The organism is Myxococcus sp. CA056 (assembly GCF_013336715.1).
Lineage (GTDB): Bacteria > Myxococcota > Myxococcia > Myxococcales > Myxococcaceae > Myxococcus > Myxococcus llanfairpwllgwyngyllgogerychwyrndrobwllllantysiliogogogochensis.
In genome coordinates, this window is sequence record NZ_JABUMT010000002.1 from 1,631,903 (window position 1) to 1,655,234 (window position 23,332).

The following is a 23,332-nucleotide window of genomic DNA, read 5'->3' on the forward strand; positions in this document are numbered from 1 at the left end:
TGCCCGCGTCTGCGCAACGGTGGCCATGCCCCCCGCGAGAGACGTGCGGCGCGTTCCTTGCTGATGCTCCTGCCCATGGGCAACGGCACCCATGCGTCTCCACTCATGCGCGCCTTCTACGTCGCGGGGATGACGCTCCTCATGGGGTTTTTCGGCTTCGCGATTCCATTGGCGTTCGGCATGTACCTCGACAGCCTGTCGACCGGCGACCATGGCGGGCTCAACTCCCTCTGTACCGCCCTGGGTGGCATCGCGGGCATCGGCGTGGGATTGGTGGCGATGCTGATCACCCTGGCGGTGATGTCGAGACGTCGTTGATAGGCGCATCGCACCATCGCCCGACTCGATGATGCGCGACGGTGTCGACGGTGATGTTTGTCGGAAGCGCGCCAGACACCGGACCCGCAATGAGTTGTCATGCAGGCGTGATACATGTCGGCGACACATCCCATGCCGCTGTCCCGCGCCTCGCGTTGAAATCGAGCACGGGGAGCGATGTGTCGTTGTGTGTCGTGAGCCGTACCGGGAGTATCACCCGTCGCCCCGTGAGCCAGGGCCTCTGGTAGCGTGCGCGATACATGGTTCCGACGCTCGTGACTCCTCTTCCCGAACCGGCTGAGCCGGACCTGTCCATCGCCTTCGAGCGCAACCTCGTCAACGAGCAGATTCGCGTGGCGCGGCGCCTGGGGGCGCTGCGCTTCGTCGGTGTGCTCGCCTGGCTCTGCCTGAGCGTGGGCCTTGCGTGGCCCGCGTCCCCGGTGGCGCTGGGCGGATATCTGGTGCTCGCGGGTGCGCTCTGGGCGGTGGCGGGAGGGGTCGCCCGCTGGTGCAGGTTCGCGGGCATGGCCGTGGCGCTGGTGGACGCGCCCATGGTCTTCCTCCAGCAGTACGTCACCCTCCAGGCAGGAGTGCCCGCCGACCTCGTGGGGCCCATGTCCTGCGGGGTGTACTGCGTGCTCCTCGCGCTGTCGGTGCTGTCGCTGGACGTGGGCACCGTCGCGCTCTGCGCGGTGATGAGCATGGGCTTCACGGTCACCCTGATGAAGCTGGGCGAGCCTGGCGCGTGGAACCTCGCCCCCGTGCTCGTTGTCATCCTCGGCGTCACGGCCCTGACGCTCGGCTACGCCACGCACCGCATTCAACGCCTGCTGCACGGCATCTCCCGCGAGCAGGCCCGGCTCGAGCGGCTGGGGCGCTACTTCTCCCCCGAGGTGGCTCGCCACATCGCGGAGCGGGGCACGGGACTGGCGAATGGCCAGCATCGCGAGGTGACGCTGCTGTTCTCCGACATCCGAGACTTCACCTCCATGTCCGAGCAGATGGACAGCCCCCGGGTGGTGGCGCTGCTCAACGAGTACCTGTCGCGCATGGTGGAGGTGGTGTTCCGCCATGGCGGGACGCTCGACAAGTTCATCGGCGACGGCATCCTCGCGTACTTCGGCGCGCCTCTGGACCACCCGGAGCATGCGCGCGCGGCGGTGGCGTGCGGGCTGGAGATGCTCGACGCGCTGACAGCGCTCAACGAGGAGCGCGTGGCGCGGGGCGAGGAGCCGCTGCGCATCGGCATTGGCATCCACACCGGCCGCGTCGTCGTGGGGGACGTGGGCAGCACCCAGCGGCGTGAGTACACGGTGATTGGCGACGCGGTGAACCTGGCCAGCCGCATCGAAGGACTCACCAAGCAGGTGGGAACGCCGCTGCTCGTGTCCGCGACCACGCGCGCCAACGCGGGAGAGACCTTCACCTGGTCCCCCGCGGCCCCGGTGGCGGTGAAGGGAAAGAGCGAGCCGGTGGCCACCTTCGTGCCCGGCGTGGGCATCGCGCTCCTCGCGGGGCCTGTCGGGGCACGGGTCGTCACTCCACACGGTTGAGTGAAACCTCGGCTCCGCCGTCGCCTCTTTCCACGTCGGTCCGTGGCGCACCCGGGGCTCGCGCTAGCGGGAGTCTTCCGGCGCGCCCGCGAGGGACTCGGGCGCTTCGAGCTGGACGGCGGGCCCCATCCAACCAATCGAGGAGTAGGGAAGGACTTCCTCGGGGCCCGGCCCGATGCGGCCCTGGATGCGGAGGCGGACCCCTTTCCCGGTGACCTCCAACAGGGTCGCGAGGTCCGTGACGAGGCCGTGGTAACCGAACCGCACCAACATCACCTGACCGATATAGGGGGTGAGGTTGTCGCGGCAAAGGTCGGGGCCCCGCGTGAAGACGGGCTGGGCCTGGTAGTGATTGGTGGGGAGCTCGCCGGGCGGAGGAGTCGGGTGCTTCACCGCATGTCCCCTGGCGCCGTCCTCCAGTCGCGTGTGCCGCGTCCCCAGGGCCCAGCTCCAGGGCCAGGCATATTGCCCGGCGACGGCGAACATCAGCCGGCGTTCAAGCTTCTCGAGCAGTCCAGGATGGCAGGACACGGTGCCGTCCGACCGCACGTGGGTGAAGGCCCAGCCTCGCTCCGTCGGGAGGAACTGCCCTGGCTTCTCTGGCCAGGGACACCAGGACGGGGGTGGGGGCAGACGGCCCGCTTCGAGGTCGAACGAGGCCTGCGTCCTCAGCTCTCCGTTGGATGCGCTCCAGAACGCGAGCGCGGAGGGACCGATGCCCACGAGCGTGTCGTCGCCTCCCCAGAGCAGTCCCTGGAGGCCCTTGACGGCGGTGAGCCGGCGCAGGCGGCGGGGCTTCCGCCCGATGGCCCATAGCTCGACGCCACCGTCAGTGGTCAGGCATGCGGCCACGGTGCCATCGGGGGACCAGGCCCAACGGTGGGTGTCGGTCTGGTCACTGGGGTGAGCGAGCGCGGAGAGCTTCAGCCGACACAGGAAGGCTTCGTCCTCGAAGATGCAGACGGTGGGATGCACATAGTCATCCATGAGCACCGCCAGGCGTCGTCCATCGGAGGACCAGACGACCTCGCTGATGCCGACATGAGGCTGCTTGCCGGGGATGCGTTCGACGAGCGTGGCGAGGTGCTTGCCGGTGTGCCCATCGATGAGCTCGAGCCGTTGGTCGTCATGGACCAGGCGTGCACCGTCGGGTGAGAACGCGATGGGTGGTTTCACGCCTCCGAGCTGGAACTGGCTCGTGCCGCTCGCCACGTCGGTGGACGATGCGCCGCCCGTGCCGACGTAATCGAAGGTCTCCTCGTCCCAATCACCCCCCGGCGTAAAACGGTAGCCATGAACGCGGGAGCCATCGCGGCTCCAGCGAACCCACGTGTCCGGGTTCGGGCGGTCGCGAGGCGGGACTGGCGGTGGCGGGCACCAGCGCACGTCCGCGCAGTCCTCGTTGAGCGAAGCGCCTTCCCGGAACGGGACGATACAGCCGAGTCCTCCGTCGGGGCCTGGAGTGGAGACGAACAGGCGCGTCTCGTCGGGCGACCAGCACCAGGCGGGCACGTGTCCGACGTTCTTCACGTCCTCGGGGCGCTTGACGTAGCGGGGATCCGGCGAGCCCCAGCGCCGGGTGACGTCGACCTTGAAGGACGGAGGGCCCTCGGAGAAGGGACGCAGCGCGCCGATGACGACGTCATTAAAGACGACGCCGAGCCACAGGCCCGACGGAGACCACTGGATGCAGGAGGACACCCTGCGACTCGCCACGCCCTTGTCGAACCCGTGGCTGGCGACGACTCGGCCCGTCGCCAACTCCCAGATGCGCACGTCGCCCCCGAAGAAGCCGAACCAGGCGTCGACGCGGAGGCTGGCGACGGCCAGATGCCTTCCGGAAGGGCTCAACGCGAAGGAACTCTGGTCGCCCGAGGAGTGCGGCGTCTCCACGAGCCGCGCGCCCATATCCAGGACGCGCTCGGAGACCCATCGGTGGAGGTCCGTGACGCCCCTTCGGCGCTGGAGTCGCCGCAGCCGCGCCCGCAGGGAAGGCAGGTCCCTGTGGGCCTCGAAGTGGCTGAAGTCAGCCTGCTTCAGCAGCGACTCGAGGGCCTCGTCGGAGGAGTGGTTCAGGGCGTGGAGGTCGATGAAGGGGCCTGGCATGGAGTGGATTGCCAGGGCGCGGCGGCCGCGCCCCGGTCCTCGACAGGAAGAACGAGGCTGCTCACGCGGGGTCGCGCGACATCGCCCCAAGTCGACGAGGCGCTCACACCGCCGTCCAGCCTCCGTCCACGTCGAGCACCATGCCGGTGGCGTAGGCGCACGTCGCCAGGAACCAGGCCGCGTCGGCCATGTCCCGAGGGACACCGGGCCGCTTCATCGGGACGTTGCTCGCGAGCGTGTCCAGGAACGCGCCCACCTGCGAGGCGGGCACGCCCCAGTCGATGGCGGTGTCGCGCGTGAGGCCTGGAGACAGGACGTTTACCCGGATGCCCCTGGGCGCGAGCTCGATGGCGAGCGAGCGGCCCATGGCGTTGATGGCGCCGCACAGGCCCGCGCCGCCCGCGTAGTTGGCGAGCGCCGCGTGGCCCGCGATGCCCGAGCACAACACGATGGCGCTGCCTTCGGCCATCTTCGGGACGGCGTAGCGACATGCGGAGAGCTGGCCGAAGAAGCGGTCATTGAAGAGGGCCCGCCAGGCGCTCATCGGCACCGTCTCCACGGGACCGAACACCGCGCCGCCCGCGCACGTCACCAGCAGGTCCACGCGTGGCACGGAGTCGATGAGCCGCTGCACCTGCGCTTCGTCACCGACGTCCGTCACCACGCCCCGGGCGCCATGCCCGATTCGCGCGAGGGCTTCGTCCATGCGCCCCTTGTTCCGTCCCGCGATGACGACCTCGGCCCCTTCAATGGCATATCGCTCGGCGATGGCCAGTCCAATGCCTGTGCTGCCACCCGTGATGATTGCGAGCTTCCCATCCAATGCGCCCATGGCTGTCTCCAGTCGAAAGGGGCTCCACGTCCACTGCCGCCGTTCAGAACCCCGGGTTGAAGCCTCCCTCGGGAAACGCCTGCTTCGCGAGTTCCTGCATCACCGGGAAGCCGTCGAGGAAGCCTGCCGTGGCGGCGGGGATGGGTTTGCCGCTCGCGTCATGGAAGGCGATCTCCCGACACGTGAAGCAGACCACCGCGTCCACCCACGTCTTGCCAATCCAGAAGCGGAAGGCGATGTCCGGGTTGAACCCACACTTCCTCGGAGGATAGGACGCGGGGTCCTTGGCGGAGACCCAGAGGTCCGCCAGTGTCCGGCGTTGCTTCGAACTCAGCTCGGGACCCTCCTTGGGGAGGAGGAAGAAGCCGCTGCGAGGAGTGGTGTCGTCGCGTGCGGGCCCCATGTCCCATGTCTGGTCATTGTCCGCGAGGAAGATCTGCACCCGGTCCGGGCGGCGGAAGAAGTCCTCCGGAGTGGGAGGGGTGGAGCGCCCCGCGGCGGAACACGCGGTGGCGGCCATGGAAGACAGGAGGAGGGCGAGGAGAGCGGTGCGCATTCGCCCAGCCTAACCCTGACCGTGTCAGCGTCGCACGACCTCAATGGCGATGATGTTTGTGATGTGTTGGGCCAGGGCTCCCCGCCAACTCCATTGCGGAGTCGAAGTGCCGCCGCCATCCCTTCGAAGGCTTCTTGAAACTGGGCTACTCTCGCAGGCTCCATGCGACATGGGGGTTGGCACGATGAAGCGCGCTTGGCTGCGATGGATGTCGGTGTTGAGCCTGGGAGCCCTGTTCGTCACGGGGAATGCCCTGGCGCAGGCTAACGTCACGGTGTCGCCGGAGACGCTCCGGGCCGAACGTCGGGTGCGATTGGTGAAGCTGTGGGGCGACGTCCGGTTCCGCCACCCCAGGGCCTTCTCCATGCCCGCCGAGTGGGATGCCGCGTTCCTCTCCGCGCTGCCCAAGGTGGAGGCGGCGGGGGACTCGGCGGCCTATGCCGCCGCGGTCCAGGGCATGCTCGCGACCCTGGGAGACGGGGCCACGCGAGTGGAGTCCGAGAAGCGCCCTGACGCGGGCCAGCCCCCCACGCTGCGCGCGCTCAAGAGCTGGGAGAAGGACGTCCTCGTGCTCGACCTGCGCAACCTCCTGGGAGAGCAGGGCCCCGCGTCGTTGCAGGAGTTGAGGACGACGCTGGATGCGGACGCGGCGAAGGCTCGCGCGGTAGTGTTGGACTTGCGCATGCGCGGTCTCAAACGCTACGGCCTCGCCTGGATGGTGGCGTCGTTGTTGCCCCACCTCGTCGACGGCGAGCTGCGGGTTCCCGGTCTGCGCGACCTTCGCCACAGTGGCCTGCGGCCACAGGGTGGCATGGAGGGCTTCTACCGCAGTGAGTTCAGGGTGCCCATGGACGATGTCGTCACGGGCACTCCGGGCAAGAAGCCCGCGCTGCTCGTCTTCCTGGTCGACACGGACTCCGCCATCGACCAGCCCGTCCTGGCCCTGCGCGCTCGCGGCAAGGCGCTCCTGGTCGCCGAAGGCCCACTCGATGACGGCGCCATGAACAACCAGGACACCTTGCCGCTGGGAGAGGGCTACAACGTCCTGCTGAGCGTGGACGAGCCGGTGCTGCCCCTGGAGGCGGATGTGAGTCGCCCCGCGCGTGTTCGTCTGGAGGGCCCGGATGAAGGGATGCGCCAGGCGCTCCTGCTGGCCTCCCGCCCTCCTCCCAAGCCGAAGGCCTCGGCCGCGCTCCCTCGGCCCGCGCTCCCCTGGCGCCCGGAGCCGACCTACAAGGACGCGCTCTATCCCTCGCGTGAGATGCGGCTGCTGGCCGGGGCCAAGCTGTGGACGGTGGTGCGCTTCTTCTTCGCCTACCCGGAGCTGATGGACCGGCCCTGGGAGAGCCGCCTGCCAGGGCTGCTCGAGAAGCTGGAGGCGGCGAAGGACGCGAAGGCGTACGTGCTCGCGTTGGCCGAGGCGACCACCTGGCTCCAGGACGCCCATGCGATGGTGCGAGGCCACCCGGAGCTCCAGCGGTTCTACGGCACCATCCCGCCGGTCTGGGTGACGGACCTCGACGGCAAGGCGGTGGTGGTGGAGGTGCGCGATGCGGCCTCCGCGTCGGGGCTCGCGATAGGCGACATCATCGAGACGGTCGACGGGGAGCCCATCGACGCACGGGCACGCCGGGTCGCCCCCTACGTGGCGGCCTCCGTGGCCAGCTACCACAGGGACCTGACCCTGCTGATCGCGCTCGGGGGCGAGGCGGGCTCCACCGCCGCCCTGGGCGTGCGAGGCCCCCAGGGGCCCAAGCAGGCGAAGCTCATCCGCACGCCTCGGGCGAAGCTGCCTCCCTCGAAGGCTGAGTCCTACCGGATGCTGGAAGGAAACCTCGGCTTCGTGGACCTGGGGAAGCTGGAGGTCCAGGAGGTGCCCGCGATGTTCGAGAAGCTCAAGGACACGCGCGGCATTGTGTTCGACCTGCGTGCCTATCCCCGCGGCACGATGTGGGCGCTCGGGCCCTACTTCGACGTGAAGGGCTCACGTCCCTTCGCCTGGTACATGCGCCCCTACTCGGGAGGCCAGAACGTCGGTTGGGTGAAGTACGTCGACTGGCTGCGGGAGACGGACCTCCCCAAGTATCGGGGCCGCACGGTGACGTTGATCGACTCGCGCACCATCAGCCAGGCCGAGCACACCGGGCTGATGCTGGAGGCCGCGGCGGATACCGTCTTCGTGGGCAGCGCCACCGCGGGCACCAATGGCGACGTCACCGAGGCGATACTGCCCGGAGACATCTCCTTCTATTTCACCGGCCAGCAAGTGCTCCACGGGGACGGCCGGCAACTGCAGCGCAAGGGCCTGGAGCCCGACGTGAAGCTTCGGCCGACGGTGGCGGGACTCCAGGCGGGTCGTGACGAGCTGCTGGAGCGCGCGCTCCAGATTCTGCGCGCGGAGCCCCCCAACAAGCCCGCGTCCTCGAGTCGCTGAGCGGCGCCTCCCGTCTTCGTCGGTGCCGCCACGCATGCGCCAGGGCCGGGGCGCATGCGTGGCGTTCACGTCTTCTCTGGAATAAGAGATTTCGAGATAAACATGTCTACATCCACCAAGAAGATGGACAGCCGATCCGCCCTTCCCAGGGCGGGCGGGCGTCGTCTCCGCGAGCCCTGATACAGGCTCGGAGCACCGCTTCCGCCCGGGGAAACGGGCGCGGACGAAGAAGTCGGGATTCACCCCACGGGTGAAACACAGACCATGATTTCGCTCTGGGTGCGTGCGGCCTGGCTCCCTCCCGGGATGTGACACTGGGAGCGGATGCTCCCCGCTCCCCGGCCAGGCGCTCGCCGAGAATGACTCGGAGTGAAGCCCCTTCCCCGTGGAGGCGTGAGAGCGGGCGTCATGAGCCCTTCTTCGCCTCCCTGCACCAGCGCCCTCCCTCGACAGGCCGCCTCCCTGATCGCTCCCAGAAGGCTCCCAGGTTCGGTGGAAATCCCGTATAGGGCCTGCTCGCAACGTGCGCGGCACGCGAGCGCCCCAGAGGGGGGATATCAGCCCCGGGGACTGCTCTGGAGGATTGGATGGAGTTGTCGAGTCTCGAGTCGAATTTCTGGGCAATCGCACCGGGTGTCATCGGCGCCGTGGGGCTGCTCTTCTCTGCGTTCTTCTACTTCCGGGTCAAGGCACTCCCCGACGGCGACGCGACGATGAATCGCATCGCGGGCTACATCCGCGAAGGCGCGATGGCGTTCCTCGTCCGTGAGTACAAGGTGCTCGCGGTGTACTGCGCGGTCATCGCGGTGTTCATCGGCTGGGCCCTCGGCGGTCTCGCGAGCGTGAGCTTCGTGGTGGGCGCGTTCCTGTCGCTGCTCGCGGGCTACATCGGCATGAAGGCCGCGACGTTCGCGAACGTGCGCACCGCGCAGGCCGCTCGCACCGGCTCGAAGCCGAACGCGCTCCTGGTCGCCCTGGATGGCGGCGCGGTGATGGGGCTCGCCGTCGCCGGCCTGGGCCTGATTGGCATGGGCGGCGTCTACTACTTCTTCAGGGGCCACGCGCAGCTGTCGCCCATCCTCCACTCGTTCGCCGTGGGGGCCAGCTCCATCGCGCTCTTCGCGCGCGTGGGCGGCGGCATCTACACCAAGGCCGCGGACGTCGGCTCCGACATCGCCGGCAAGGTCATCGAGAACATCCCCGAGGACGACCCGCGCAACCCCGGCGTCATCGCCGACAACGTGGGCGACAACGTGGGCGACGTGGCCGGCATGGGCGCGGACATCTACGAGTCCATGGTGGCCGCCATCGTCGCGGCCATGGCGATTGCCCTGACGGCCAACGCCACGGAGCTCTCCCGCCTCGTCGTCGACTCCTCGGCCACGGGAGGCGCGAAGGTGGCCGGCGTGGTGCTCCCGCTGGTGCTGTCCGCGGTGGGCCTCATCGTCAGCCTGCTGAGCATCTTCATCGCGCGCGCCCTCAAGAAGATGAACCCCGCGCAGGTGCTGCGCAGCGCCCTCATCCTGCCCCCTGTCATCCTGGTGGGCCTGTCGTTCGTGATGATGAACGTGTTCGGACTCTCCCAGAACATCACGGTGGCCCTGGCCGCGGGCGCCTTCGGCGGCGCCATCATCGGCCTCGTCACGGACTACTACACGTCCTCCACGCCCGTGCAGCGCATCGCGGAGGCGTCCATCACCGGCGCCGGCACCAACCTCATCCGCGGCCTCGCCGTCGGCATGGAGAGCGTGGGCATCTCCATGGCCACCATCGCGCTGGTGGCCTACATCGCCGACCAGGCGCTCGGCCTGTACGGCATCGCGCTGTCCGCGGTGGGCATGCTGGGTGGCACCGCCGTCGTGATGACGGTGGACGCCTACGGCCCCATCTCCGACAACGCGGGTGGCATCTCCGAGATGTCCGGCCTGGGCCCCGAGGTCCGCGCCATCACCGACGAGCTGGACGCGGTGGGCAACACCACGGCGGCCATCGGCAAGGGCTTCGCCATCGGCTCGGCGACGCTCACCGTCATCGCGCTCTTCTCGGCGTTCAACATGGAGGTCAACCACACGCGCGTCGCGGCGGGTCTGCCGGAGATGAGCCTGTTGCTGACCAACCCGAAGGTCATCGTGGGCATGCTGCTCGGCTCCATCCTGCCGTTCATGGTGGGCGCCTCCACGATGCTCGCCGTCGGTCGCGCGGCGGGTGCCATCGTCGAGGAGATTGGCCGTCAGTTCCGCGAGATTCCGGGCCTGATGGAGCTCAAGGCGGACCCCGACCCCAAGAAGATCGTCGACATCGCGACCAAGAGCGCGCTGCGCGAGATGATCTTCCCGGGCCTCGTCGCCGTCGTCGCCCCGCCGCTGGTGGGCTACGTGCTGGGGCCCAGCGCCCTGGCGGGCCTCCTGGCCGGTGCGCTCGTCGTCGGCGCCACCATGGCCCTCTACATGGCCAACGCGGGTGGCGCGTGGGACAACGCCAAGAAGTACATCGAGAAGGGCAAGCTGCCGGGCCACGCGAAGGGCTCGCACGTCCACAAGGCCGCCGTCGTCGGCGACATGGTGGGCGACCCGTTCAAGGACACCTCGGGTCCTGGCGTTGCCATCCTCATCAAGGTCATGAGCGTCGTCTCGCTGCTCGTGGCCTCCCTCATCGCGCTCCGGTAGTCCGCGTGATGTGGCGCGGCGCCTCGGTTCCGAGGCGCCGCCGCACGGCGGTCAGTGGCACGGACCTCGCGGCCTCCTCCAGGGGCCGCGTGGGTCCTCGGAAGCTCCGACGGGAGGAAGACGCGGGCCCTTGGCCCTGCGCACCTCCTGGACGCGTGAGCCCGCAAGCGGCTCGCTCCTCCAATGTCAGACAGCGAACACCTCGCGGACTCCGCCATGCGGGGCACCGGGGCGGTGCGTGCGCGCGTGCTACCTTTCGGGGTGTTTCGCGACCGCCTGCGCACCAGGCATGGGGGGCAGCAGCAGCGACCCTCGCGAGCCTGACGCGCTCGCACCCGCTCCCTCGGGTGTGAGGGATGAGTGCCACCGCTGTCCCGCTGTCAGAGAGGTGTCCCATGGTCCTGGAGCTCTCCCAGCAGCAGATTCATCTCCTCTACGCCTGTCTGGCTGAAAGCATCGAGGACCTGCATGACGAGGTCATCCACACCGACATGCGCGAGCTGCGCGACTCGCTGAGGGACAAGCTCCATCAACTGCAGGCCATCCAGCGCCAGGTCGCGCCCCTGATGCAGCGGGAGCAAGTGGTCCGTTGACGCCGACCGCGCGCCAGGCGCGTCGGCGTCTGGGATTCGGGCGTCAGGGCTGGAGCGACACGCCCGCCTCGCCACGGCGCTTCAGCTCGCCCGCGGCCTGCACCGCCTTGACGAGCGTGATGACGATATAGGCGCGGATGATGAGGCCGAAGACCTGGGGTTTGCCGCCCTGGTTGATGGTGTCCATCACCGTCAGGACCGTGTCGCTGAGATACAGGAGGATGGCGAGGATGGGGCCCGCGCGGGTGCCGCGATAGGTGAAGAAGCCGAACACCGCGGTCACCGCGCCGAAGAGGAGGGAGCCCACGCCCATCCCCAGGGCTGTCAGCTCCTCATTCTCCGTCACCATGGCGACCACGCCGAGCAGGGTGTTCAAGCCCGCCAGGAAGTAGAGCATGTACGCGGCGGACTTTATCCGCTGCTCGGGGTCCGTGGAGGACCCGGGCAGGGGCAGCCCGTTGCGCAGCACCGCCAGCTCCACGTTGAACACCCCGGATTGGATTTGAACGCTCAGGGTGCTTCCGTCCGGGAGCGTGAAGTTCACGCCCTTCTTGAGCGCGGACGACCCGCCGTCCGTGGTCCCCACGACCTTGCCATCGAGGATGACCGTGAACTTCTTCCAGGCCAGTCCCCACGACAGCTCCAGTCGCTGCGGCCCGCCCTCCTCCAGCGCCAGCTTCTTCGCACCCATGTGAAGCCCTCATCTCTGACCCGGACCGGGTCGAGAGGCCGACGCTAGCCGTCGGGAGCGGGGCGATGCAAAGCTCAGCTCCGCGCCATCCATCCCAGGCCGATGATGAGCAGCACCGTCAGGTGGAACCAGCCCACGTTGCGAGCGAGCAGGGCCCAGCCCTCGCCCGAGCCCGGTGAGGTGCCGCGCCGGATGGCCGCCAGCTCCTGGTAGCCCAGCACGAGCCCCACGAGTCCCGGCACGAAGCCGATGAAGCCCACGGTGGCGAAGATGAGCGCCAGCGTCGCGCGCTGAGAGGGTTTCTCCCCCAACGCCACCGTGTGACAGCGCGAGCAGAGCATCCGTCCCACCTGCCACTTGCGGCACCTTTCACACAGGAAGGTGCCACAGCGGCTGCAGGTCCCCTCCGCGGGGCGCTCGGGATGTAGGGGGCACGGAGCGTGCGTCGCATCCATGCCCCTCTGTCTACCATGCTCCCGAGGGCGCACGTCGAACGGAGCCGGCGCTACGGCTTGGAGAGGAGAAAGGACGCGAGCTTCTCGACGACCTGCTCGTCCACATGACCTGGGACCGCGTATTCGGCGGGCCCGGGTTTGCCGGTGCCTTTGATGAACAGGTGATTGTTCTCCGGAACAGTCACCACCTCGACCTGGGCAACGCTTTCGAGACCACTTCTCCAGGACGTCAGGTCCTCGTCGGTGACCTGGTAGTCCCGTGCGCCTCGCATGATGAGGATGGGGCGCTGGAGCTTCCGGGCCATGGCGACGCCGTCGCGTGACGCCCAGTCCTGCCAATACGCGGCGGGCGCTCCCAGCAGTGTCCCGGTGCCGAGCTTTCCTGCCTTCAGCAGGCCCACGGTCTGCTCGAACTCGGCGAGCTTCTCGGCCGGCACTTCGAGATACCGCAGTTGTGCGAGCACCAGGTCCCAGGGTGGACGTCCGGGAGGTGCCAACAGGACCGCGCCCGCGACGGGCGCCGCGAGGACCGCGATTTCCGGAGCGAGGAGGGCGCCCAGGCTGTGCCCCACCACGAAGACCCGCTCGGGATGAATCTCCGGACGTGCCTTGAGGACGCCCACGGCCGCGACTGCATCCACGACGACCTCATCGTCGATGGAGAAGTTCGTGAGCTGCGGGCCGTACTGAAAGGTTCGCTTGTCGTAGCGCAGGACGGCGATGCCGCGAGACGAAAGCCCCTCGGCGATATCCTTGAAGGGCTTGTTGGGGCCAATGCTCTCATCCCTGTCATGGGGACCGGAGCCGTGGACCAGGACGACGCCAGGGAATGGGCCGCTCCCGGTCGGCACCGTCAACGTGCCCTTCAGCAGGAACGGCGCTCGTCCCACGGAGACTTCCTCGGTCCGGAACGCGGCGCCGTTGACGGCGGGCGTGGCGGACGTGGGCTGCACGACGACCTTCGCGGGGGCGGGCTCCGACACACGAGGCTCCGGCGAACTCGCACAGGCCGCGGCGACCAGGGTGATGACTCCAAGCATCTTCGCCCGATGAGGGGCGGCGTCTGATGGGCGACAGGCAGCGCGAAGCATGTGGCTCTCCTCGTCACACGAAACGTCGTGGGCCTTCGTTGTTCGTCGACCTGCCTTTGCCCCCCTCGATGCGGCGATAGAGGACGTACGAGTAGATGACAGGGATGATGCAGGCGATGGAAACGGCCACGAGCACGGGGTTCGGCCCGGCGCCCAGCAGCCCCGAGACGAAGATGACGATGCCCGCGAGGACAAAGAGTCTTCCGCCCAGGCGGTGCGTGCGAAGCCAGACTTCGTCGCTCGCCAGCGTCCAGGGGGTTCGGATGCCAACGAAGAAGTTCTTGGTGAGCTTCCCCATGACGTTGCCCAGGAGCACGAAGAGCAGACCCGTCGCCGCGGGAACCACTCGCTCCATGGGTACGGCGGTCCCGATGCCCGCGAGCAGGAGCAAGGCATTCATCAGGAACAGGAACGCGAGCGTCGTCGCCAGGACGAATTCGAAGACACCCTGAAACCGCTCCATGCGGTAGCCCTTGGGCGAAATCCGGGGGAGCACCACCAGCAACAGATAGATGCCGGCCATCATCAACGGCAGGACGAAGGGCCCCCACGGTTTCGGCGTGTGGCCATCCACGGCTCCTCGCGCATTCCAGTGGGTGGGTATCGCTTCCGGGAGTCGGCTGTAGAGCACCGCCGCCATCACGAACGACGCGATGACGAGTCCCAGGCTCAGCACGTTCGTGCGGCTGATTCTCATCGCTCTTCTCCATTCGGCTTGTCGACCTTGAAGAGGTCGAGAAGCAGGGCCGCTACGTCCTCGAACACAGTCGTGTTGAGGGAGTAGACGATTTGTTGTCCGCGTCGCTCGCAGCGCACCAGGTCGGCGGCCTTGAGGACGTTGAAGTGATGCGACAACGACCCCTTCGTGATGTCGAACGCCTCCGCGAGCTCCCCCGCGCTCTTCGAGCCGCCCTGCAGGAGCTTGAGCACCTTGCGCCGGGTCGGGTCCGAAATCGCCTTGAAGACTTCCTGCGTCCGCATCGCTACCTTTTTGATTGTTTGATGGATTTCAAAATAACGACTTCGAGAATCCTGTCAAGGGGGCAGGGGAGGGGGCGTGTGTACCCTGGGTGATTCCGCCTCTCTCCCCTTTCACGTTCTTGCCGCGCCTTGGCGAATCCGGTCACGAAGCGCGTGGGGGGAAGGCTCGGGTGCTTGTGCAATGGGATGCCCGCCCCTATTGGGGGCGCACGGTGCGCAACGCAAGTCGTGCCCCGCAGCGCAAACCCCATCCGCACAAGCGGACAAGGAGAACCCATGGCTTCCCCTACGGCTGCAATGGCAGTCAGCATCATCTTGATTCATGGCGGATTCGTCGACGGCGCGGGCTGGGCGTCCGTCCACAAGCTCCTGAAGAAGGAGGGCTACAACGTCACCGTCGTGCAGAACCCCACGCTGTCCCTGGCCGACGACGTCGCGGTCACGAAGCGCGCCATCGCCGCGCAGACGGGCCCCGTGCTGCTCGTCGGTCACTCCTATGGCGGCGTCGTGGTCACCGAGGCAGGGAACGACCCGAAGGTGGTCGGGCTCGTGTACATCTCCGCGTTCGCACCCGATGCGGGTGAGTCGGTCTCGTCGCTCATCGCCAACCCCCCGCCCGACGCGCCGGTCCCGCCCATCCTGCCGCCGCAGGACGGCTTCCTGTTCCTCGACCGCGCCAAGTTCCGCGCGTCCTTCGCGGCTGACGTCGATGCGGACACGGCTGCGTTCATGGCCGATTCCCAGGTGCCCTGGGGGGTGGAGGCGCTGGGAGGGAAGATCTCGCAGCCCGCGTGGAAGACGAAGCCGAGTTGGTACCTGGTTGCGTCGGATGACCGGATGATCCCGCCGGCGGCCCAGCGCAACATGTCCAAGCGCGCCGGCGCGACGGTCAGAGAAGTCGCCGCCAGTCATGCGGTCTATGTCTCGCGACCGAAGCAGGTTGCCGCGATCATCTCCGATGCGGCCAGGTCACTCGCGGCCAAGGCCCAGTAGCCAGGTTGCCGGCAGCCACGCCGTCTACGTCTCGCAGCCGAAGTCGGTCGCGGACATGAACGCCGCGGCTGCGCGCCGCCTGAGGCCAGGGAGATGATGCCTCAGCGCAGGCGCTGGCGTCGCCAGGCGCCCGGGCTCATTCCGACCACTCGCGTGAACGTGCGCGTGAAGTGACTCTGATTGGCAAATCCACAGGCCACGGCGATTTCGCTCAGTGACTGGGTGGCAGCCTCAATCAATCGTCGAGCCTTCTCCAGTCGCCGCCCGACGAGCCAGCGGTGCGGCGGCTGGCCGGTGGTCTCGCGAAAGGCGCGGGAGAAATGCCGCTCGGAAAGCCCGCACGTACGGGCGAGCTCAGCGAGTGAAACCGAACCGTCCAGGCGCGAATCAATGAGTTCTTTGACGCGTCGTGCGTGCGCCGGACTCAGGCCGCCTCGCAGGTTCGTGCGCGCTGCGTGGAATGCGCCGTAACCGCTCGCCAGATGCGTGACGAGCGCGAGCGCCACGTGGTCGGCGTAGAGCGTGCTGACCTCCTCCGGAGCAGCCAACGCAGGGCGTAGTGCGAGCAGCAGGTGTTGTACGACGGGATCCGAGAAGCCGACGCCCGGCTGGTGACGCAAATCATCGAGCGTCTGTGCACCCGCGTCCGCGGCATACGCCCCGAGTGCCTGTCGCTTCAGATAGATGCTCACGTAGTGAAACGGCCCGACATACTCCGAGGTCAGTGTCGAACGCAGGTCGACGATGCCGGCATGCCCCGCGTGGAAGTTCTGAGGCTGTATCCAGCGGTTCTCCGCGCGCATGGCGCCTCGCGGTCGTTCTCGCAGATGCAGTGTGAGCACGTATGCTTCGTCGCGCGGCACCGTGCCCGTGATGAGTTCGTTGGGGGCGTCGGACCGGAACTCGCCGGCGACCAGGTTTGAGCGCTGGAGCACGCGGGACTGGAGCTGCGCCCCAAAGGCCGCGGTGAAGGGAAGTTCAGCCCGTCGAGTCGAACGCGAATCCGTCATGCGAGTCTCCGCGAACCAAGAGCCATCGGTCATCCTACATATGGCCGATTTCTCCGTAAACGATGATTGGCTCCGATGCGGGAATGATGGAGTACGGCGTCGTCCGTGGGGGAGAACTTCTGACGGCGGCAGGCCGTTGAAGTCAGATGTCGCGTCTCGATCAACGGGATACCTCCCAGGCCAAGGCCACATGTCCATCCGGCCGCCCAAGCAGTCCGTCCACGTCATGCAAGGGGCCGGTGTCCGTGAGGGTGACGTCACCCTCCTGCGCGGGCGGGGCGGCCCATGCGCACATATGAACTGGTCGGTTAAAAAATGTTGACGAAGGAGACCTCGGGCTCTAGATATTTTAAACGACCGGTACATAAGTTGAGGCCGACATGGCGGAGTTCAGTGGCAAGGCGGCATTGGTGACGGGTGGTACGCGGGGAATCGGCGCCGCCATCGTCCGGCATCTGGCGAGGGGCGGAGCGGACGTCGCCTTCACCTATGCGAGCTCCGGGGAGAAGGCGGCCGCGCTGGTGGATGAGCTCACGGCGCAGGGCCGCCGCTGCGTGGCCATCCAGGCGGACAGTGGTGACCCCCACGCGGTCCGGCAAGCCGTGGAGCGCGCGGCGTCGGAGCTGGGGCGCCTCGACATCCTGGTCAACAACGCCGGCATCTTCCCGTCCGGACCGTTTGAAGGAGTCTCCCTCGAGGAAATCGACCGGACCCTGGCGGTCCACGTCCGAGGCGTGTTCGTCGCCGCTCAAGCCGCGCTCGCCCACATGACCCACGGTGGCCGCATCATCTCCATCGGCTCGTGCTTCGCTCAGCGCGTTCCCTATGGTGGCGTCACGCTCTACGCGATGAGCAAGTCCGCGCTCGTGGGCCTCACGAAGGGCCTGGCACGGGAAGTCGGCGAGCGAGGCATCACCGTGAACGTGGTCGACCCCGGGTCGACCGATACGGACATGAATCCGGCGGATGGTCCCCAGGTCTCGGCCGAGCTGGCGCTCATGGCGGTCAAGCACTTCGCTCGACCCGAGGACATCGCCGCCACCGTCGGACATTTGGCGGGCCCGAGTGGGCGCTTCATCACGGGGGCTTCGATCGCGGTGGATGGCGGCTTCACCGCGTGACCCGCGTCAGCAGGCGACAGATGACGACGAAGAAGGCGAAGAAGCAGAAGCCCGTCTCCGTGATGGGGCGGCCCCGAGGGTTCGACCGCGACGAGGCGCTCGTCGAGGCCATGCGTGTCTTCTGGGCACGTGGCTACGAAGGCACGTCCATCCAGGACCTCGTCGAGGCGATGGGCGTCAACAAGCCCAGCCTCTATTCCATCTTCGGCTGCAAGGAGGAGCTCTTCCGCGAAGCCGTCGAACTCTATGACCGGACCGAAGGCATCCATGTCTCGCGCAGCCTGGAGGAAGCGACCTCCGCGCGCGCGGCGGTGGAGGACATGCTGCGCGCCAATGCACGGGCCTATACGGCCGCCGACAAGCCACGCGGGTGCATGATTGTCCTGGCGTCGCTGTTGGGTGCGCCGGAGAACGAGGCGGTGCGGACCTTCCTCGCGGAGAACCGCCTGAGCGGTGAGCGCGCGTTGAAGCGCCGGCTCCAGCGGGGAGTCGCCAACGGAGAGCTTCCCACGTCCGCTCCCGTGGAGAAGCTCGCCGCGTTCTACACCACGGTGCTGGAGGGACTGTCCATCCAGGCCCGCGATGGTGCTTCCGTCGAGAAGCTGACCGCCATCATCGATGCCGCGATGCTCGCGTGGCCACCTGTCGCCGGTTGAGCTGTCATCAACGAGCCAGGCCCCGCCGACTCTCTGCCCTTCGGGCAGTTCATCCGCGCGGACTCGTGGGTGCCGAGGCGGAAGCGGAGGGCCTTTAGCGGTTCTGGATGACGAGCCGCGCTTCGTCCCAGATGAGCCCATGACGTAGCAGGGTCTCCGAGAGGGGTGCTCCCGCGGTCGGAGGATGCGCCAGGGTGTCGAAGTGGAGGAGTCGGAGGGTGCGGTCGGAGGACGCCGAGGCCAGCACGGACATCCCAGGTGAGAAGGCCACCGCCGAGACAAAGCCCTGTTGGCCCCGGACGCTGCCCAGCAAGTCCCCGCTGGGAAGGCTCCAGACCTTCACCCGCATGTCCATGCCGCCGGAGGCCAGGAACCTGCCATCGGGCGACACGCTCAGCGACAGCACGCCCACGGCGCCCTCATCCATGCTCTTCAGCAGGAGGCCATCGCTGGCGTTCCAGAGCCGGATGGGCTGCTTCATCCCCGCCGTCACCAGGTGGTTGTCGCCCGGCGTGAAGGCGAGTGCGCGGACGCGGTCTCCGACGTCCCACTGGCGCAGGGGCTGGCGTCGCGCCAGGTCCCAGAGACGCACGACCTTGTCCGCACCTCCGGAGGCAAGTCGCGTCCCCGTCGAGTCGATGGCCAGGGCCCAGAGCTTCCCCGTGTGCCCGACGAGTCGCCCGAGCAGCACGCCGTCCGGCACCGACCACAAGGAGACGTCCCGCTCATCACCCACGGCCAGGACCTTCCCGTCCGGACTGAAGGCGAGCGCCCGCACCGAGCCTTTCACCGTGGACAGCTCACGGAGCTGCCGGCCCGTGGCGGCTTCGAGCAAGCGCACCTGTCCCGTCAGTGTGCCCGCCGCGAGAAGCCGGCGGTCCGGGCTCGACGCGAGTGAGACCACCGCCTCCGTGCGCTCTGCTTGTGATGCGGGGACGCTCCTGTCCGCGAGGTTCCAGCGGCGCACGCCGTCCTCCGCCCCGGTGAGGAGCTCCTGCTCCTGGGTGAAGGTCAGTGCTTCCACCCAGGCCTCGTGACCTCGAAGCATCACCTCGGCGGGTGAGGCGGGCCGGGCCCAGACATGCAGCGCTCCATCCATTCCCCCGGACGCGAAGGTGCGTCCATCCGGTGACAAGGCGATGCACGCCACGGCGGCGCGGTGGGCATCCAGGCGCTCCAGCAGCTCGCCGCTGCGCGCATCGAAGAGCTGCACGCGCCCATCCCAGCCTGCCTGGACGACGAGCCGGAACAGAGGGTCGATGGCTGTCGTCGAGATGTCGGCCTGAATTCTCAACACGTCGACGAGCTGCCCGGACCGGGGATTCCAGAAGCGGATGGAATGGTCCGAGGCCGCCGACATGGCGAGGCTTCCATCGGCGGAGAAGGCGGCCGACACCACCATCTCCTCATGGCCGGAGAGGCGATGGATCGCCTCGCGGGTCTCCAGGTCCCAGACGCGAGCGGTCTTGTCCATGCTCGTCGACAGCAGCCATCGGCCGTCCCCCGAAAAGGCCACGGCGACGGCATACGCGTCGTGCTCGAAACGCAGTTGCTCCGTGCCTGTCGCCACGTCCCAGACGCGCACGGTCTTGTCCAATCCGCATGACGCGAGCTGGTTCCCGCTGGGGGCGAAAGCCAGTCCCCGCACGACATCGGTGTGTCCCTGGAAGACGGCCACCTGCTGGCCCTTGCGAACATCCCAGAGGCGAATCTCTCCCGGCCGTCCGGCGGAGGCCAGCAGGCGGCCGTCCGGAGAGAACGCGACGGCGTGCACCTCCGCCGCGTGGCCCTTCAGCTCCGCCACCGGCTCACCGCTGGCCGTGTTCCAGAGACGGATGACGGCGTCGAAGCCCGCCGAGGCCAGCAGCTTCCCGTCCGGCGAGAAGGCCGCCGCGAGCACGGAGCCCTCTGTCTTCGTCGTCCAGAGCTGGCGCGAGGCCCGGTCCGTTGCCCACCCCAAGCCCCATCGCGCCTCGGCGGAGTCCTGTGTCGCCCGAGCCACGGAGAAGTAGCCCACGGCGAGCCCCCACTGCCGGGACTCGAGGGCTGCGTCCCCCTTCGACAGATACACTCGTGCGCGGAGGTCCTGCTCGGTCGGGGAGGGTTGAAGGGTCTCGGCCTGGCGGAGGGCGGGGCGAGCCGCACAGGAGGTGAGCACCCACGCCAGAATCACCAGTCGCCAGCTCGGTCCGCTCATGTCTGGGCTCCTTTGTAGCGAAGCCGGCGTGCGAAGACGATTTCAAGCGCGCGTTTCCAGAGCGACGCCACTCAGACGTCGGTGGCCTTGGGTATGGCGCTTCGTTAGCGTGCGGGCCTGATGCACACTCCGCCCATGCCGCCTCCGGACAACCGCCGCACGAAGTCCCCCCTCCTCATCGCCGCCGGAGTGGGGCTGCTCGTCGTCCTGGGCCTCGCGATGATGCTTCTCCGTGGCGGCCGGAACTTCGCGTGGACCTCGGAAGATGTCGGGGGCCTCGCGGAGCTGGCGTCCATCCAGTCACAGCTGCAGCCCTTGGACGCATGCAGGATTGAGTACGGCGCGCGTCGTGGCGGTCGCCAGGTCTTTGGCTCCTCGGATTCGGTGAAGGTCTTCTCGTGTGCCGAGTCCAGTGAGGTCGTCGGTGTCGACGTGCCCATCGAGCGGAGGACGGAGGGCGTCACCTTCGACATGGCCCGTCAGTCCAGGACGGAGCCGTGGGAGGTCCTGGTCGACAAGGACCGGGTGGCGCTCCCCGCGCTCAAGGGCGCCCTGGAGCAGCTCGCGCCCCTCATCCTCGAGCAGTACCCGCCCGTGCTTCTCCGGCAACGAGAGCAGAGAGATGCGTACGACCGCGAGCTGAAGGCGCGGAAGGACGCGCAGCAGGCGCGCGAACAAGGCGCTCGAGACTCCTATCCGCGGTGAAGCGGTCGGGAGCAGGTCCCGCACCCTTCCATCCTTGGGTATTTCATCGAGCGCGGCCTTCCATGTTCGGCTGAATCCCCTTCCGTGACGCCGCCCGTGGCCGTGCCTTGCCCTGGAGGGAGAAGCGCTCGCTCAGGAGCTGGATGAAATACGTCAGCGGCGCGGAGCGCTGGCGGGAGGCGCGGGTGACGGCGCTCCATCGGCGGCGGATTCCGCGAGGGGTGAGGCGGACCGTGTGCAGCCCGTTGCGTTGGGCCGGCAGCATCCATTCGGGCAGCGCCGTCACGCCGACGCCACCACGCACCAGCTCAATCAGCGCCTCGGTGAGGGGCACGGGGGAGACCCGCTGCGGCTCGAGGCCCTCGGGCCAGAACACGCGCGTGAAGATGTCGAGCTGCTCCCGAGGCGCGGCATAGGTGAGCAGGTTCTCCGACACCAGTTCCCGCGCCGTGACGTGCCCTCGTCGCGCCAGCGCGTGGCCCTCGGGGACCACCAGCATGAGCTCGTCCTCGAAGAGCGCCGTCTGCGCCAGGCGGGCCTGCCGAGGGACGTCCGTCGTCAAGGCGAGGTCCAGCTCGCCATTCAGCAGCGCCCCCAGCGGCTGGCGCGTGGCCTCCAGGACGATGCGCAGCTCGACGCGCGGGTGCTCGGCCTGCCATCGCCCGAGGATGGGCGGCAGCCAGCCGTACACCGTGTAGCAACCCGTGCTGAGCCGCAGCAGGTCGTCCTGCGGGTGCGCGCGGCAGATGGCCTCGGCCTGGGCCACCTCGCTCAAGACGCGCCGCGCGGAGACGAGCAGCTTCTCGCCCGAGCCGGTCAGGAGCAGCCGTCGCTGGCGGCGCTGGAAGAGCTGCACGCCCAGGCGCTCCTCGGCATCGCGGAGCTGATGGCTCAGCGCCGAGGACGTGAGGTGGAGCTGCCGGCTCGCCGCGGCCAGGCTCCCGGTGTCGGCGACCGCGGCAATCAGCTTGAAGTGACGGAGCTCGAGCATGCCGGGCAGTTTCACATGAACCCGATTCAGCATCATGGAGAAATCGTTTCGCTGCGCTCATGGCCTCGGCCTCCTTAACGTTGGCGTCCCCATGCAAGGAGGGCGGACAGATGCCCCACACCGACAGCTTCCCGAGCCCGCAGAGCCCTGTCGTATCCCCCTGGTCGTCCGTGCGAATCGACGACATCGAGCCCGTCATCGTCGGCCCTGGCTGCCTGCGCAGGGACCTGCCAAGCACACGTGACGTGAGGGTCTGGGTCGTGGACATGGCTCCCGGAGCTCAGTGGCCCTCCGTGGACGTCCACGACACCGGCGAGGAGGTCTTCGTGGTGAGCGGTGAGCTCATCGAGGGAGAGCAGCGCCTGGGCCCAGGCACCTACCTGTTCTTCCCACCCGCGAGCCATCACCAGCCGCGCACCGAGACCGGCGTGCGCCTCTTCGGCATCAATCTCGTGGCCTCCTCGGTGGCGCGATGAGCATCGACAACGGGGACCTGCTGGTTCGGCCCGCGCGGACGGGCCGCCGGGACTTCCTGCGTGCGGCGGCCGTGCTCTCCGCGGGCGCGGTCCTGTCATCCCCTGGCGTGGGACGCGCGACGAAACCTGTCGACACCGCGACGCTGCGCGCCCAGCGGCTGGCCTGGGCCGGAGTGCGATTGCGGCTCGGTCAGGACACGCTGTTCCTGGACCCATTGGTCGACTCCACCGTGTGGGGGGCCGCGCTGAAGGATCCGCTCGTCCCGATGGACGCGGGTGACGGCGGGCGCTACGTGCTGGTGACGCATCGCCATCCCGACCACTTCGACCGGATGGCCGTCCGTCAGGCGCTGGGCGACACCGGCACGCTGGTGTGCCCCCCGGACATGGCCGTGACCGCCGCCGCGTCGGGCTTCCGCGTGCGGCCCGCTCCGCTCTACGAGCCGGTCCTGCTCAATGACTTCACCGCCACCGCCGTTCCCGCCGAGGACGGCTACGGAGACACCCAGGTGTCGTGGATCGTCTCCGGCGGAGGCCGCCGCATCATCCACTGCGGTGACACGCTGTGGCACGGGTCCTGGTGGCACATCGGACGTCAGTTCGGCCCCTTCGACGCGGCGTTCCTGCCCATCAACGGGGCGCGCTTCGGCTGGCGCAAGCCCGTCAGCGACGTGCATGGCGTCCTGACCCCGGAGCAGGCGGTCGCCGCGGCTGTCGTGCTGGGAGCAAAGCTCCTCGTGCCCATTCACTACGGCGTCACGTCCTCCGAGGACTATCAGGAGGTTCCGGGCGCGGAAGCGCTGCTCCTGGCCACGGCGCGTAAGAGGAAGGTGAACGTGGAGCTGGCGCGTCCGGGGGAGTGGCTGACCTGGCAGGCTCGGGGCTGAGTCCCCGCGCGCGGAGGCCG

At 68.2% G+C, this 23,332-nt stretch carries 22 protein-coding genes; 11 read left to right on the forward strand and 11 right to left on the reverse strand.

Features of this window, described 5'->3' with window-relative positions; genetic code table 11:
• Positions 1–105: 105 nt before the first annotated feature.
• Together HUA76_RS14100 and HUA76_RS14105 are read left to right on the forward strand one after the other, a co-directional pair.
• Complete coding sequence (locus HUA76_RS14100) at positions 106–318, forward strand: hypothetical protein (protein ID WP_174461115.1); 213 nt, start codon at positions 106–108, stop codon at positions 316–318.
• A gap of 260 nt (positions 319–578) precedes the next feature.
• A complete protein-coding gene (locus tag HUA76_RS14105) occupies positions 579–1,871 on the forward strand; it encodes an adenylate/guanylate cyclase domain-containing protein (protein ID WP_254614160.1) in 1,293 nt (430 codons plus the stop codon).
• Between the two features lie 63 nt (positions 1,872–1,934).
• On the opposite strand, the gene HUA76_RS14110 is transcribed toward HUA76_RS14105, so the two are convergent.
• The 3 genes from HUA76_RS14110 to HUA76_RS14120 all read right to left on the reverse strand — a co-directional run bounded on the left by HUA76_RS14110 (position 1,935) and on the right by HUA76_RS14120 (position 5,365).
• Positions 1,935–3,977 carry a WD40 repeat domain-containing protein gene (locus tag HUA76_RS14110; protein ID WP_174461116.1) on the reverse strand — a complete coding sequence of 681 codons (2,043 nt, stop codon included), beginning with the start codon at positions 3,975–3,977 and terminating at the stop codon, positions 1,935–1,937.
• 103 nt (positions 3,978–4,080) lie between these two features.
• Positions 4,081–4,809, reverse strand: coding sequence for an SDR family NAD(P)-dependent oxidoreductase (locus HUA76_RS14115; RefSeq protein WP_174461117.1), 729 nt, complete (start codon positions 4,807–4,809; stop codon positions 4,081–4,083).
• 43 nt (positions 4,810–4,852) lie between these two features.
• Positions 4,853–5,365, reverse strand: coding sequence for a hypothetical protein (locus tag HUA76_RS14120; RefSeq protein WP_174461118.1), 513 nt, complete (start codon positions 5,363–5,365; stop codon positions 4,853–4,855).
• Positions 5,366–5,549: 184 nt separating this feature from the next.
• Here HUA76_RS14120 and HUA76_RS14125 point away from each other — a divergent pair, with 184 nt between their 5' ends.
• The 3 genes from HUA76_RS14125 (at position 5,550) to HUA76_RS14135 (ending at position 11,058) form a co-directional block, all read left to right on the forward strand.
• A complete protein-coding gene (locus tag HUA76_RS14125; RefSeq protein ID WP_174461119.1) occupies positions 5,550–7,799 on the forward strand; it encodes a S41 family peptidase in 2,250 nt (749 codons plus the stop codon).
• Positions 7,800–8,386: 587 nt separating this feature from the next.
• Entirely contained in the window at positions 8,387–10,465 is a 2,079-nt protein-coding gene (locus HUA76_RS14130; RefSeq protein ID WP_174461120.1) for a sodium-translocating pyrophosphatase, read from the forward strand.
• Positions 10,466–10,860: 395 nt separating this feature from the next.
• Positions 10,861–11,058 carry a hypothetical protein gene (locus tag HUA76_RS14135; protein ID WP_141640799.1) on the forward strand — a complete coding sequence of 66 codons (198 nt, stop codon included), beginning with the start codon at positions 10,861–10,863 and terminating at the stop codon, positions 11,056–11,058.
• A gap of 43 nt (positions 11,059–11,101) precedes the next feature.
• Here the strand turns inward: HUA76_RS14135 and HUA76_RS14140 are convergent, their stop codons facing one another.
• The 5 genes from HUA76_RS14140 to HUA76_RS14160 form a co-directional block, all read right to left on the reverse strand.
• Positions 11,102–11,749, reverse strand: a complete 648-nt coding sequence (locus HUA76_RS14140; protein WP_174461121.1) for a hypothetical protein — start codon at positions 11,747–11,749, stop codon at positions 11,102–11,104.
• Between the two features lie 74 nt (positions 11,750–11,823).
• Positions 11,824–12,090: a hypothetical protein gene (locus HUA76_RS14145; RefSeq protein WP_246136953.1), complete on the reverse strand. Its 267-nt coding sequence runs from the start codon at positions 12,088–12,090 to the stop codon at positions 11,824–11,826.
• Between the two features lie 164 nt (positions 12,091–12,254).
• Positions 12,255–13,295, reverse strand: coding sequence for a S9 family peptidase (locus HUA76_RS14150; protein WP_254614161.1), 1,041 nt, complete (start codon positions 13,293–13,295; stop codon positions 12,255–12,257).
• A 13-nt stretch (positions 13,296–13,308) separates the two neighbouring features.
• Positions 13,309–13,992, reverse strand: coding sequence for an SdpI family protein (locus HUA76_RS14155; RefSeq protein WP_174461123.1), 684 nt, complete (start codon positions 13,990–13,992; stop codon positions 13,309–13,311).
• Complete coding sequence (locus tag HUA76_RS14160) at positions 13,989–14,276, reverse strand: autorepressor SdpR family transcription factor (protein ID WP_141640803.1); 288 nt, start codon at positions 14,274–14,276, stop codon at positions 13,989–13,991. The genes HUA76_RS14155 and HUA76_RS14160 overlap by 4 nt, the downstream gene beginning before the upstream one ends.
• A gap of 276 nt (positions 14,277–14,552) precedes the next feature.
• Between HUA76_RS14160 and HUA76_RS14165 the strand changes: the two genes are divergently transcribed.
• Positions 14,553–15,269, forward strand: coding sequence for an alpha/beta hydrolase (locus tag HUA76_RS14165; protein ID WP_174461124.1), 717 nt, complete (start codon positions 14,553–14,555; stop codon positions 15,267–15,269).
• A gap of 101 nt (positions 15,270–15,370) precedes the next feature.
• On the opposite strand, the gene HUA76_RS14170 is transcribed toward HUA76_RS14165, so the two are convergent.
• A complete protein-coding gene (locus HUA76_RS14170) occupies positions 15,371–16,279 on the reverse strand; it encodes an AraC family transcriptional regulator (RefSeq protein WP_174457830.1) in 909 nt (302 codons plus the stop codon).
• Between the two features lie 380 nt (positions 16,280–16,659).
• Here HUA76_RS14170 and HUA76_RS14175 point away from each other — a divergent pair, with 380 nt between their 5' ends.
• Together HUA76_RS14175 and HUA76_RS14180 are read left to right on the forward strand one after the other, a co-directional pair.
• Positions 16,660–17,400 carry a 3-oxoacyl-ACP reductase family protein gene (locus tag HUA76_RS14175; RefSeq protein WP_174461125.1) on the forward strand — a complete coding sequence of 247 codons (741 nt, stop codon included), beginning with the start codon at positions 16,660–16,662 and terminating at the stop codon, positions 17,398–17,400.
• Between the two features lie 20 nt (positions 17,401–17,420).
• Positions 17,421–18,056: a TetR/AcrR family transcriptional regulator gene (locus HUA76_RS14180; protein ID WP_174461126.1), complete on the forward strand. Its 636-nt coding sequence runs from the start codon at positions 17,421–17,423 to the stop codon at positions 18,054–18,056.
• Between the two features lie 94 nt (positions 18,057–18,150).
• On the opposite strand, the gene HUA76_RS14185 is transcribed toward HUA76_RS14180, so the two are convergent.
• Positions 18,151–20,253 carry a WD40 repeat domain-containing protein gene (locus HUA76_RS14185; protein ID WP_174461127.1) on the reverse strand — a complete coding sequence of 701 codons (2,103 nt, stop codon included), beginning with the start codon at positions 20,251–20,253 and terminating at the stop codon, positions 18,151–18,153.
• 120 nt (positions 20,254–20,373) lie between these two features.
• Here HUA76_RS14185 and HUA76_RS14190 point away from each other — a divergent pair, with 120 nt between their 5' ends.
• Positions 20,374–20,958, forward strand: a complete 585-nt coding sequence (locus tag HUA76_RS14190) for a hypothetical protein (protein WP_174457826.1) — start codon at positions 20,374–20,376, stop codon at positions 20,956–20,958.
• Positions 20,959–21,001: 43 nt separating this feature from the next.
• Here the strand turns inward: HUA76_RS14190 and HUA76_RS14195 are convergent, their stop codons facing one another.
• A complete protein-coding gene (locus tag HUA76_RS14195; RefSeq protein ID WP_254614162.1) occupies positions 21,002–21,949 on the reverse strand; it encodes a LysR substrate-binding domain-containing protein in 948 nt (315 codons plus the stop codon).
• A gap of 110 nt (positions 21,950–22,059) precedes the next feature.
• On the opposite strand from HUA76_RS14195, the gene HUA76_RS14200 reads away from it, so the two are divergent.
• Together HUA76_RS14200 and HUA76_RS14205 are read left to right on the forward strand one after the other, a co-directional pair.
• A complete protein-coding gene (locus tag HUA76_RS14200; RefSeq protein ID WP_246136956.1) occupies positions 22,060–22,425 on the forward strand; it encodes a cupin domain-containing protein in 366 nt (121 codons plus the stop codon).
• Positions 22,422–23,312 carry an MBL fold metallo-hydrolase gene (locus HUA76_RS14205; RefSeq protein WP_174461129.1) on the forward strand — a complete coding sequence of 297 codons (891 nt, stop codon included), beginning with the start codon at positions 22,422–22,424 and terminating at the stop codon, positions 23,310–23,312. The genes HUA76_RS14200 and HUA76_RS14205 overlap by 4 nt, the downstream gene beginning before the upstream one ends.
• Positions 23,313–23,332: the final 20 nt, after the last annotated feature.